The organism is Pseudomonas sp. LBUM1655 (genome assembly GCF_059716085.1).
In genome coordinates, this window is sequence record NZ_CP166801.1 from 4258050 (window position 1) to 4270345 (window position 12296).

Annotated in this window: 12 protein-coding genes; 10 read left to right on the top strand and 2 right to left on the bottom strand. The window is 58.6% G+C overall.

Annotated features, from left to right (window positions below):
• The first annotated feature begins 107 nt into the window (after positions 1 to 107).
• Complete coding sequence (locus tag ACA074_RS18935) at positions 108 to 1820, top strand: cation:proton antiporter (protein WP_497677582.1); 1713 nt, start codon at positions 108 to 110, stop codon at positions 1818 to 1820.
• Here ACA074_RS18935 and ACA074_RS18940 read toward each other — a convergent pair.
• On the bottom strand, positions 1817 to 3025 hold the full coding sequence (locus ACA074_RS18940) for an ammonium transporter (RefSeq protein ID WP_497677583.1): 1209 nt from the start codon (positions 3023 to 3025) through the stop codon (positions 1817 to 1819). The two genes, ACA074_RS18935 and ACA074_RS18940, sit on opposite strands and share 4 nt — an antisense overlap.
• Before the next feature lie 306 nt (positions 3026 to 3331).
• Between ACA074_RS18940 and ACA074_RS18945 the strand changes: the two genes are divergently transcribed.
• From ACA074_RS18945 to ACA074_RS18970, 6 genes are all read left to right on the top strand, one after another.
• The gene (locus tag ACA074_RS18945) at positions 3332 to 3646 is read left to right on the top strand and encodes an ElaB/YgaM/YqjD family protein (RefSeq protein WP_122591936.1); all 315 of its coding nucleotides are present in this window, start codon (positions 3332 to 3334) and stop codon (positions 3644 to 3646) included.
• Positions 3647 to 3648: 2 nt separating this feature from the next.
• Positions 3649 to 4035 carry a phage holin family protein gene (locus tag ACA074_RS18950; RefSeq protein WP_497615058.1) on the top strand — a complete coding sequence of 129 codons (387 nt, stop codon included), beginning with the start codon at positions 3649 to 3651 and terminating at the stop codon, positions 4033 to 4035.
• Entirely contained in the window at positions 4032 to 4370 is a 339-nt protein-coding gene (locus ACA074_RS18955) for a hypothetical protein (protein ID WP_187679559.1), read from the top strand. The genes ACA074_RS18950 and ACA074_RS18955 overlap by 4 nt, the downstream gene beginning before the upstream one ends.
• 125 nt (positions 4371 to 4495) lie before the next feature.
• Positions 4496 to 5659, top strand: a complete 1164-nt coding sequence (locus tag ACA074_RS18960) for an EAL domain-containing protein (protein ID WP_401267136.1) — start codon at positions 4496 to 4498, stop codon at positions 5657 to 5659.
• Between the two features lie 70 nt (positions 5660 to 5729).
• The gene (locus tag ACA074_RS18965) at positions 5730 to 7058 is read left to right on the top strand and encodes a deoxyguanosinetriphosphate triphosphohydrolase (RefSeq protein ID WP_187679561.1); all 1329 of its coding nucleotides are present in this window, start codon (positions 5730 to 5732) and stop codon (positions 7056 to 7058) included.
• Positions 7059 to 7617: 559 nt separating this feature from the next.
• Entirely contained in the window at positions 7618 to 8928 is a 1311-nt protein-coding gene (locus tag ACA074_RS18970) for a tyrosine-type recombinase/integrase (protein ID WP_497677584.1), read from the top strand.
• 445 nt (positions 8929 to 9373) lie between these two features.
• On the opposite strand, the gene ACA074_RS18975 is transcribed toward ACA074_RS18970, so the two are convergent.
• Positions 9374 to 10027 (bottom strand): recombinase family protein, encoded by a 654-nt coding sequence (locus ACA074_RS18975; protein WP_497677585.1) that lies wholly within the window; start codon positions 10025 to 10027, stop codon positions 9374 to 9376.
• 610 nt (positions 10028 to 10637) lie between these two features.
• On the opposite strand from ACA074_RS18975, the gene ACA074_RS18980 reads away from it, so the two are divergent.
• The 3 genes from ACA074_RS18980 to ACA074_RS18990 are packed head-to-tail and all read left to right on the top strand — an operon-like array spanning position 10638 to position 12295.
• Positions 10638 to 11093 carry a hypothetical protein gene (locus ACA074_RS18980; protein WP_497677586.1) on the top strand — a complete coding sequence of 152 codons (456 nt, stop codon included), beginning with the start codon at positions 10638 to 10640 and terminating at the stop codon, positions 11091 to 11093.
• Positions 11090 to 11338 (top strand): hypothetical protein, encoded by a 249-nt coding sequence (locus ACA074_RS18985; RefSeq protein ID WP_497677587.1) that lies wholly within the window; start codon positions 11090 to 11092, stop codon positions 11336 to 11338. Before ACA074_RS18980 ends, ACA074_RS18985 begins: the two co-directional genes overlap by 4 nt.
• Positions 11339 to 11371: 33 nt before the next feature.
• Positions 11372 to 12295 carry a hypothetical protein gene (locus ACA074_RS18990; RefSeq protein WP_497677588.1) on the top strand — a complete coding sequence of 308 codons (924 nt, stop codon included), beginning with the start codon at positions 11372 to 11374 and terminating at the stop codon, positions 12293 to 12295.
• The last annotated feature ends 1 nt before the right edge of the window (position 12296 follow it).

Consider the following 12296-nt stretch of genomic DNA (forward strand, 5'->3'; position numbering starts at 1 on the left):
CGCAAAACCCTGACGCAAATCAGCCCGCTGAAAAACCAATTACGCAAAGCTCCCGGTCTTTTTGCCTCTACGCTTGAGAAGCCAGAGCCCTGACATCGGAGTGTCCAGTGTTTGCCAACCTGTTGATCATCCTCGCCTCGTCCCTCGTGGTGATTGCGCTGTTCCGTCGCCTGCGATTGCCGCCGGTGTTGGGCTACCTGTGCGTGGGCTTGCTCGTCGGGCCGAGTGCCTTCGATTGGGTCAACGAGAGTGAACACCTCCCCGACGTGGCTGAACTGGGTGTGGTGTTCCTGTTGTTTTCGTTGGGCCTGGAGTTTTCCCTGTCGAAGATGATTGCGCTGCGCCAGGTCGTATTTCGTCTGGGCAGCCAGCAAGTTCTGATCAGCACGGCGCTGTTGGGTCTGCTGCTGATGTCGCTGGGCATGCCGATGACTTCTGCACTGTTGCTTGGCGCAGGACTGTCGCTGTCGTCCACGGCGATCGTGACCAAAGAGCTGGGTAGCCTCGGCGAAGTGTTCAGCAGTCACGGCCAGAATGCCATCGGCGTTCTGCTGTTTCAGGACGTGGTCGCGGTCTTGCTGCTGACCCTGGTGCCGGTGTTCGCCGGAAGCAGTGATCAGGTCTGGTATTGGGCATTGCCGATGACCCTGGCGAAAACCGTGGTGCTGTTTGTCGGTCTGCTGCTCGCCAGTCGCTGGTTGTTGCCTCGGCTGTTCCATGAAGTGGCTGCGTCGCGCTCGGCTGAGTTGTTCGTACTGTTGGCGCTGGTGATCGTGCTGTTGACCGCATGGCTGACTCACTTGCTCGGCCTGTCCCCTGCCCTTGGCGCTTTTCTCGCCGGCATGTTGTTGGGTGAAAGCCACTACCGACATCAGATCGAAGCCGATATCCGGCCTTTCCGCGACATTCTGCTCGGGGTATTTTTTGTCAGCATCGGCATGCTGATCGACCTGCAATTGTTCGTCAGTCACAGCCTGCTGATCCTCGGCCTGACCCTCGGTTTGATGGTGATCAAGGGCATCGTGGTGGCGCTGCTGGTGAAGTGGCGCGGCAGTGACAGTGAAACCGCGTGGCGCAGTGGTTTGGCGCTGGCCCAAGGGGGAGAATTCTGCTTCGCACTGATGGCGCAGATACAACAAAACAGCCTGATGCCGGCAGAGTTGGGCGCCCTGCTGCTCGCGGCGACGTTCTGCTCAATGCTGCTGACACCGCTGTTGCTGCGTGCGGCACCACGTATCGCCGCGGTCCTGCACCGCAAACCCAATCAGGAAGCACAGATCGAGGAGATCAGCGCGCTCAACGCCAGTCTCGACAAGCATGTGGTGATTTGCGGATACGGCCGCGTCGGCCAATCGATCGGCCGTTTCATGCGCAACGCAAAGCAGCCTTACATCGCTCTGGACAACGACCCGGTGCGGGTACAGGAAGCCTCGAGCGGGGAAAGTGACGTGCATTACGGCGACTCCTCTCGCGGCGAACTGCTGACCGCCATCGGCCTGATGCGTGCACGATTGCTGGTGATTGCCGTGGATCAAAGCGATGTCGCCCTGCGCATCCTCAAGGAAGCTCGCCGACTCAATGCGCACGTGCCGATTCTGGTGCGCACCCGTGACGACAGCCAATGGGCCGAACTGAAGGCCGCCGGCGCCACCGAAGTGGTGCCGGAACTATTGGAATCGAGCCTGATGCTCGCCTCGCATGCCTTGATCATGCTCGGCCTGCCAGCGCATCAGGTACAGGAGAAAGTCGATCAGGTGCGCATTGATCGCTATCGCCTGCTGCACGGTTTTTATCCCGGGGCCGACGATGTTGAAAATTAGTCCTGACTCACCGCGCCGATCTTGTGCAACGACAGATCGGCGCCGTAATACTCTTGTTCCTGACTCAGGCGCAGGCCATGCAGCGCCTTGATCCCGCCGTAAACGACGAAGCCGCCGATCAGCGCCACCGCCACGCCGAGCGCAGTGCCGATCAACTGGCTGATCAGGCTGACGCCACCAAGACCACCGAGCGCTGTCTGGCCGAAAACCCCGCAGGCAATCCCGCCCCACACGCCACACAATCCGTGCAACGGCCATACGCCCAAGACGTCGTCGATGCGCCATTTGACCTGCGCGGCGGTAAAGCACCAGACGAACAGTGCACCAGCAATGGCGCCGGTCACCAGTGCGCCGACCGGATGCATCAGATCAGAACCTGCACAGATCGCCACCAACCCGGCCAACGGGCCGTTGTGCAGAAAGCCCGGGTCATTGCGCCCGACGATCAACGCCGCCACCGTGCCACCGACCATCGCCATCAACGAGTTGACCGCCACCAGTCCGCTGACACCCTGCAGCGTCTGTGCGCTCATTACGTTGAAGCCGAACCAGCCGACAATCAGAATCCACGAGCCCAAAGCCAGAAACGGAATGCTCGACGGAGCGAACGCGACCAGTCGACCATCGCGATAACGCCCATTGCGCGGGCCAAGCAGCAGCACCGCCGCCAGCGCCAGCCAGCCGCCCATGGCATGTACCACCACGGAGCCGGCGAAATCATGGAACGCCGCACCAAACTGCGCCGTCAGCCAGGCTTGCAGGCCATAGTTGCCATTCCAGATCATCCCTTCGAAAAACGGATAAATGAACGCCACGATCAGCGCTGTGGCACACAACTGAGGAACGAAACGCGCCCGCTCGGCAATGCCGCCGGAAATGATCGCCGGGATCGCTGCGGCAAAGGTCAGCAGAAAGAAAAACTTCACCAGCCCATAGCCATGATCGGCACTCAGCACCGCCGCCGGCTGCATGAACGTCACGCCGTAGGAGATCCAATAGCCTATAAAGAAATAGGCCAGGGTCGAGACGGCGAAATCGCTGAGGATCTTCGACAAGGCGTTGACCTGGTTTTTCTGGCGCACCGTACCGACTTCCAGAAATGCGAAACCGGCGTGCATCGCCAGCACCATCACCGCACCGATCAGAATGAACAACGTATTGGAGCTGTGAACCAACGTGTCCACAGCGCTTTGCAGATTTTCCATAAAGAGGCAGACCTGGCAGGTAAATAGAGCACCAAATCAGTTCATACGAGCATTTCATGCACCAAGTTGCGACCGCGCAGTCATGGATCAGGCTGTCCGATGAACCGCTTTGGCGCACAAGGTCGATGCCCTGATACGAACCGTGGTTATTTGAGTTAAGGTTTTCCCGCTTGTACGCTCGGCAACAGCGCACGACTGTCGGGCGACGCACCACGACATAGCAAAAGCTGTACCAGTCATTTGTACTGAACCTTCGCGCAAGGCTCATACTCGAACGCTTCAGACGCCACTTACGGAGATCCACCCATGGCCAGCATCAAGGCAAAGACTGCTCAAGAAATCCTGATGAACGACTTCCAGACATTGGTCGCCGACACCGAACGGTTGCTCGAGCACACCGCCACTCTGGCCGGCGATCAGGCTGATGAGCTGCGTGAACAGATCCACGACAGCCTGCTGCGTGCACGGGAAACCCTGAAGCTGACCGAAGACACCCTGCGCGAGCGCGGTCAGGCGGCGGTCACCGCCACTGAAGACTACGTGTCGGCCAATCCGTGGCAATCCGTCGGCATCGCTGCCGGTGTAGGTTTTCTGATCGGCCTGCTGGCTACTCGGCGCTGATTATGTCGATCGGTGAATCCGGCCCGGCTGCGGGCACCACTTCCTCCACGCGGCGTCTGGGCGCCGCTGTCCTTGGCTTGCTGCACAGTCATGTCGAATTGTTCGGCATCGAATTGCAGGAGCAGAAAGCACGTACCGTCAGCCTGTTGCTGTTCGCAGGCTTGGCTTTGGTGTTTGCCCTTCTGTTGCTGGTAGGTTTGTCGACGTTGGTGTTGATCGTGTTCTGGGACACCTATCGTCTGCCCGCGATCATCGGCCTGTGCGTGTTCTACACACTGGCGGCCGCGTTCTGCGGGTTGCGCCTGAAGGCTGCAGTCTTCGATGAATCCTCACCCTTCCACGGCACGCTCGAAGAGCTGGCCAACGACCGGGAGCGTTTGCTGCCATGAGCCTGCCTGAACTTCCACATAACAGCTCTCGTCGGGAAATGCGCAAGGCACTGATCCGCCTGCGCATGGAAATGCATCGTCAGGAAATCCGTCACGAAGCCGGGCAAGTGCTGCAACCCTTGCAGCGCATGCGCGGCATGTCGCAAAACCTGCAAGGCGGATTCGGCATCAAACACGCGCCGTTGTGGGGCGTGGCCGCTGTCACCCTGCTGGGATTCATCACCGGTAAGGGCGCGAAAAGCGGCGGCGTCGGTGGCCTGACCCGACTGGTTCGCCTCGGTACCAGCCTCGGGCCACTGATCAAACTGGTCATGCAGAGTTCGGGCAAACGCTGACCTCTCGCAACTGGCTACATTCTTGCAATACCTTCGGGATGAACCTCTTTCTAGAAGAGGTTCAATCCTGAACGCCTACCCGGTCGGCAGGTTTCAACCAGAACAAGAACGACTAAGGAGGCCCCGTGATCGACGGGCAACCGCTCGCCTGTTTTCAGCCTTTCATCGATACCGCCACTGGACGCATCGCCGGCGTCGAAGCCTTGGGCCGCCTGCGCCAGAGCGATGGACAATTGACCTCGGTCGGGCCGCTGTTCGCTGACCCGCGCACGCCGGCCATGGCCCTGCGCCGCCTCGACCGGCAGATCCGCGACAACGCCCTGAGCCGTCTGCATGAAGCCCCGGCTGACTGGTTTCTCAGTCTCAATATGTCGCCGCGCTGGATCAGTCGCCTGCGCCCCGACCAGGCCCTGCCCAGCCTCAAGCAACTGGCGCGACACAACGTTGATCCACAGCGCATTGTGTTCGAGATCACCGAACTGGGCGGCAATGGTCAACGTCTGGCCGAAGTGGTTGCGCGTTATCGCGAGGCTGGGGCGCGGATTGCCATTGATGATTTTGGCGCCGGATATTCGCAACTCGATCGGGTGCTGGCGCTGCAACCGGACATCCTCAAGCTCGACATGCGACTGTTTCAGGCCGCCGCGTTGGGCGGGCCGAGCAGTGATGTGGTCAAGGCCCTCGCGCAAATGGCCGAGAAAACCGGCTGCTGGATCATTGCCGAAGGGGTCGAAACCGAGGCGCAGCTGAATTTCGCTCTGGAATGCGGATCGCGCTACGTACAGGGTTTCCTGTTCGCTCGGGCGCAGGAGGCGTTCTTTGCCACCGACGCCTTTGTGCAGCGCTTTGCCGAGCTGCGCCAGCGTTACGTTCAGCAGAAGCTCGCCGAGCGTGGGCGATTGATGCAGATGCGCCAGCAACTCAGTGAATTGATGGCGATCCTGCAAAAATGGGCGCAAGCCCGTGCGCCACTCAGTGCATTGCCCCACCTGGAAGCATTTCCATGGCTGCTGCGGTTTTATCAGTGCGACCGCCACGGCACGCAACTGACCCCCAATCTGGAATGGCGCCACAACGGCTGGATCGCCGACAACCGCTATCTGGGACACAACTGGTCGTGGCGTCCGTACTTCTATCATCTGTTGGCCGAAGGTTGGGACGAACGGCGTCTGACCCTCTCCAATACCTACCGAGATGCCACCAGCAATCAGTATTGCCTGACGGCCGGGCAGTTCTTCGACAATGGCGAACGCCTGCTGTTGATCGATATCGATGCTGCAGGATTATAGTTCCGCTTGCAGGCATACGGCTGAACCGGGAAGCTAGGTCAATTCAGTCACCTGACGGAGAGAATCAGCCTTGGATTGGCAAACCCTGCTCAACCGCGAACGCCTCGGAAAGCCGCTGTACAGCCCGCAAGAACTTGGCCGCAGCCCTTTTCATAAAGACCATGACCGCATCATTTTCTCGGGAGCTTTCCGTCGCCTGGGCCGTAAAACCCAAGTGCACCCGGTCACCAGTAATGATCATATCCACACACGCCTGACCCACTCGCTGGAAGTCAGCTGCGTGGGCCGTTCGCTGGGCATGCGCGTTGGCGAAACCCTGCGCAGTGCCCTTCCGGACTGGTGTGATCCTGCCGACCTGGGCATGGTTGTGCAGTCGGCCTGCCTGGCTCACGACATCGGCAATCCGCCGTTCGGCCATTCCGGTGAAGACGCCATTCGCCACTGGTTTCAGCAAGCGGCCGGCCGCGGCTGGCTGGACGGCATGAGCGAAGCCGAGCGCGGTGACTTCCTTAACTTCGAAGGCAATGCCCAGGGCTTCCGCGTGCTCACGCAGCTTGAGTACCATCAGTTCGACGGTGGCACCCGCCTGACCTACGCCACCCTAGGCACTTATCTGAAGTATCCGTGGACGGCTCGTCACGCCGACTCCCTCGGTTACAAGAAGCACAAGTTCGGCTGCTATCAGAGCGAACTGCCGCTGCTTGAGCAAATTGCCCACAAGCTCGGCCTGCCGCAACTGGAAGACCAACGCTGGGCGCGCCATCCATTGGTGTACCTGATGGAGGCCGCTGACGACATCTGCTACGCGCTGATCGACCTCGAAGACGGTCTTGAGATGGAGTTGCTGGAGTACGCCGAAGTCGAATCCCTGCTGCTCGGCCTCGTGGGCGATGATTTACCGGAAACCTATCGCCAACTCGGTCCGCAGGATTCGCGGCGGCGCAAACTGGCGATCCTGCGCGGCAAAGCCATCGAGCATTTGACCAACGCCGCCGCGCGGGCCTTTGTCGAGCAACAGGACGCACTGCTCGCCGGCACGTTGCACGGCGATCTGGTCGAGCACATGCACGGCCCGGCCAAGCGGTGTGTGTTGAACGCCAAGGACATTGCGCGCAAGAAGATCTTTCAGGACAAACGCAAAACCCTGCACGAAATCGGCGCCTATACGACGCTGGAGATTCTGCTCAATTCGTTCTGCGGCGCCGCGCTGGAACAGCACAATGGGCGTACTCCGTCGTTCAAAAGCCGACGCATCCTCGATTTGCTGGGCAACAATGCGCCGGACCCACAAGGTTCATTGCACGCATCGTTTTTGCGCATGATCGATTTCATCGCTGGCATGACCGACAGCTACGCCAGCGACATGGCGCTGGAAATGACTGGGCGCTCCAGCCACTGATCCAGCGTATTCAGCCGGCCGGTACCGCCGGCAGGCTGATTACCTGTCGATCGTTTTCTACCTGCAATGTCATTTTCGACGAGTGCATTTAGCAGTTTTATGCCGGGATATAACGGCAAAACAACCAACAACAAAAAAGCGACGAATCAGCACACTTAAACAGTGATGAAATAACTATTGACATCCAGCACTTGCAAAACAAACACAGCCAACTATAAGCCGATACCATCCCTGCACTTCCTTACGTTGATCCTAGTTTGGCCGTAGTCCCTTTCCTCATTAATTGTAGGAATTATCCGATAACGCGACTGGAGCCAAGTCAGTTCATGCGAGTGTTCATTCATCTGAGCTAAGGTGCGCGCTTTATTCGTGCTTGTATGGGATTTGATTATGAAGTCCAGTCATCACCGGTGATTTCATCTTTACCGACTGAAAGCCCAATATATAATGGGTTATTCGCTTAGATACATATCAACATACCCCTTTTTTCCGTTGTTCGCTATCAGAAAACGGGGTATTTTTGGGGTATCCACACCCTTTCGCCGCGCTCGGATACCCCATGACAACTACCCCAGCCAAACGCAAAGCAGACAGTGACGAGAACATCGCACTCATAATCAAGGACGGAAAGCTTGGAAAACATTCCGAAGGAACTATCAAAGGTTTGTTTTTGCAAGTTACCAGCACCTCACAACTATGGAGATTCAAGTTCTCAATGGATGGTAAAGAGGGTCTACTTGCCCTCGGCACTTACCCAAACACCTCCATTGATGAGGCGCGCGTTCGGGCACAGGAAGCTCGGGACGATGTAGTAAAGGGCATTCACCCCCTGCAAGCCAAGATCGCCAGAGAGACGACCAGAAAGGAAGCACAGCAGGCCAAAGTGGCGAATACATTCAAAAAGGTCGCCGAACAGTGGCTGGACTTCAATTCGCACCTGGCAGCGAAGACCCTGTCCGGCCATCGCGGCGCGCTGAAGAACCATCTATACCCCGTCGTGGGCGATGTGCCGGTTACGGACATCACCTTTGGCCACGTCAAGACGGTGCTGGAACGCCTCACCTCCTCCCCCACCATGGCCCGCTACTCACTCGGCTTGATGCGCCAGATCCTCGACCACGCCATGAACCGCGAACTGATAGACAAGAACGTCGCCGCCCGGCGCTCAGGGCTGCTGAAGAAACACAAGACGGTGCACCGCGCTGCACTGGAAACACCCGACGACCTGGCCGAGTTCCTTCGCCGCTTGAACAACTTCGTCGCCTACAACGATCCCGTGATATCGGCACTGTGGCTTATGGTGCTGTTACCGGTGCGCCCCGCTGAACTCGCTGCGATGCGGTGGGAGCAAGTAAACCTCGATAAATCCGAATGGCGCTATACGGTGCCCAAGACCGGCCAACCGCACATCGTCCCCCTGCCCGACCAAGCTGTCGGCCAATTGCGTGCGCTACAAGAGCACAGCCAGGCACTGAACAGGAAAGGGGCACTCGGCGCCACGCCTTTTGGAAAGACCGCTGCCAGCGAGGCCGTGGACCTGCCAACGTGGGTATTTCCTTCCTCTGGAAAGTTCGGCGTGCCGATATCCGCCGACACCTTATTGGTACGCATACGTACGGGGCTGGGTTACGAACGCGGCATCATCACCAGTCATGGATTCCGCTCGACGTTCCGCAGTCTCGGGCATGAGATCCTAGACCTCGACCCGATCGTGCTGGAGCTTTGTCTTGGGCACCGCATGCCAGGGGCACTGGGGGCGACGTACGCCAGAGCACAGTTGCTGGGGCAGCGACGCGAGGCGATGCAGAAGTGGGCGAACTATGTCGAGGAACTATGGGCTTCGGTAGCGGATCTTCGAGGCGCGCAATAAGCGTTATTAATGACAGCTATTACTGCGTGATGTCGAGGGGCGAGCTGTCGACATTGTCGCCATGCAGGGTAGCGACAAACACCGCGACACATAGTGACAGCGGAAGGCACGCGGCGCTAAAAAATTAGCACACGACGCTTCGCTGTCGCTATGTCGCGGAGTCGTGGGGCCGTGTCGCTGTGTTTTATCAGCACATAGCGACAGGCTGGCATAGCTCTAGGCCGAGGCTTGCACAGTAGTTGTCTCTATGTCTCTATGTTTTTATATGATTTGGAGATGAAGGGGAGATAGGGGGTGAATAGTATGACTATATGTGCTGATATGGGAGTTCATAGGGCTTCTGTACTGTGTAGGTCGGCACAATGGGGAAAAAGATAGCGACAAGGCGACAACATAGCGACAAGGCCGATTCCTCGTCAATGTGCCAATCAGCAGTTTTGACTGCTCACCCCCGCATCGCCCGCTGCACTGTGCCGATCAACTCTTTAGGCATTGCCTTCGCGACGCGTTGCACTGTGCTGAGAGCGCAGTCGACCGCCTCCGCAGTCTTGCGCAGGCTCATGCCCGACGCCAGGCACTGTTCAATGCGGCCGTGTAGGGCGTGGTTGATCTGGCGCCCCTTGAATACACCCGCAGCTTTGGCCTTCTCTATGCCTTGTGCTTGGCGCTCGCGGCGCTGCTCGTAGTCCTTGCGGGCTATGGCAGCCATCATCTCTACCATCAGGCTGCTGATCGCTCCCAGCATCCGGCCGGTGAACTCATCGCCGGTATCGGCCTTCATGACTTGATGGGTGGTTGGCAGATCCAGCGCGACGATGTGCAGCCCTTTGGAGTCGATAACCCCCTTGAGTTTCTGCCAGCCCTCCGCAGGGAGGCGCGAGAGGCGGTCTATCGACTCAACCAGCAGCACGTCCCCCTTGCGCGCACCTTTGAGCAGACGCAGCAATTCAGGGCGATCTGCGGTTGCTCCGCTGGCATTCTCCAGGTACTCGCTGGCGATGTCCTTGCCGTAGTTGGCGGCGAACTGCTCGAGTGATTCGCGGGCACGGCTGGCGTCCTGATCCTCTGTGCTAGCCCGTAAGTAGGCACGAATAAACATGGGAGTACTCTCCTATACCGTTTTGGGTGTATTCAATATAAGAGTACTCGTTAGGGTATTGAAAGCGGTATTTCGGTACAGGGCAAACTACCCGACAAGCGGTACTCGCTGGTGTATACCCTAATCGGTACGGATTGAGCCCCAGGAAAACAGGGCCATGTCTACCAAATCATTGGACGCCGCCGCACACATTCAGATCATTGATCGCTCGAGCCGATGACGTCGAGTGAAGGCAGAAGGCACGACTGCTGGCTGGGGCTGCCAGGGAAAGGGCCAGGGTGTCAGAAATCGACCCCCGTGGGGGTGGGGTATCGGGTCTTTTGATCACGCGCCATATACATATAGGGTCGTATGACTTCAGCACTATTTTTTAAAATCACGATACCGCTTAGATTCCCCCCGCCGAAAAATTTCCCATATTTTTCAGATACCTAAGCTCTGCGAAATCAGTGATAGCGCTTAGCGTTTAGCACAGCCCACCAAAAACCGCCAATACCGCTCGTCTGATTTACTTCAAATACAGCAATAATTGCCATAAGTCCAATATCCAAATGGAATAATAAGCACTAGATTGTACGTAACAGAAAACCTGACTGGGGAGGTCGGGGACATGCAAACCATCATCACCACGCAGCAACTGGCCAGCCTCGCAGGGCTCGACCCCTCCTATTTCACCTTGCACCGCGCCGAACTACCGGGGGCCTTCGATGTGCCATCCGCCAGTCCACAAGGCGGCCGGCCTGCCAAGGCCTACAACCTCGAGGACATCGCCGGCTTCATCCTGAATGAAACCAGTTTCCTGACCGACGCCGAGTGCCGGCTGCGTGTGGCATTGAGCGCCAACCCACGCAAGAGGGGATCGAAGATGTCTCGTTTCTACGACGCTCACACCCTGCTCGAAGTCGATGGCGTACTCGAAGTAGTACCCCGAGATCACGGCGCCCTGACGCCCGAACTGCGTGCCAAGGTCGAAACCCTGCTGGCGTCCGAACAGGCCGAGCTGCGCACCCGCCGCAGTGCCAAACGCCAACCCCGCACCGCCACTCCAGAAGGTATGCAGCCATGACCGCCAAAATTCTTTTTCTGCCGCCGCGTACGCCAATGGCCAGCCTGATCCACAGCCCAGGCCCCGCGATGACGAATGCCGCCCAGTCGTATGGACTGTGCAGTACGCCGTTCGAGCAGCCAGTCAGCGCGCACTACAACGCCGTGTGCGACGGCACCTTCGCCAGTGTGCTGGGGCTGGACCATCAACAGCTTGTCGATGACGCCGTGGTGGAAAAAGCCACGACTTCACCGCCGTTGCATTAACGCCGGCCACTGTGCCGAGCAGGAGAAACCGAAATGGCTACCATCATGGAAATGCTGAACCAAGGCATCGGTGGGCTTAACACCCCACTTGGCCAGCTCGGCACCAGCTTGCTCGCCCAGTCGGGGCCACAACAAGGCAACCCAAGCGGCGGTGCTCGCCTCGGTCAGGCCTTGGCGGGCATGTCCGAAATGCAACGATCCCAGGCGCTGCAGCAGTACCGCGAACAGATGATTGCGCAGCAACAGCAGCAAGTGGCGTTGCAGCAAGCGCAGGCCCAGGCGAAGCAGGAAGCCGCACAGCGCCAGCAGCAAGCGTTTCAGGATCCTGCCTTGCAGGCACAACTGGGACCGATGGCGAAATACCTAGCGCAAGCTGGCATCGACCCGGAAATGATCCTGAAAGCGAACAGCGGTGATGCCTTGCAGCAGCACCGTGCTGCGCAATTGCAACAGCAAGCCAGCCAGTTCGCCCAACAACAAGCCCGCCTTGCTGCCGGTGGTGGCGGTGGCGGTCAGCCGCCCGGTCCGAAAGTACCGACGCCGCGTCAGGTTCTGGAAGAACCGCTCGAAAATGGCATGTTGCAGAAACACATTTTTGACCCTGCCACCAACACCTATAAGCCCTACGGCAAGCCTTACCGCCAGTACGCGCCAGGCAAAGCCGACCCGATGGACCAGCTTCTCGGCGAAGTGATGCCCGACGACAACGCTGGCGTTGGCCCTGCAGTGCAAGGTTTGCCAGGTGCGACGTCGGCGCAATTCACCAAGCAGCCGATGCAGGGCGCCGAACTCTTGATGCATGGCAGCGGTGCTAATCCGATGGCACGCCCACCCGCACAGACCAGCGCCAAGAGTCCGGCCGCGCCTAAAACCAAGGCCGACTATGACGCACTGCCAGCCGGCGCTGCGTACATCGATCCCGCAAGCGGCAAAGTCGCTGTAAAGCGGGGTGCGTGAC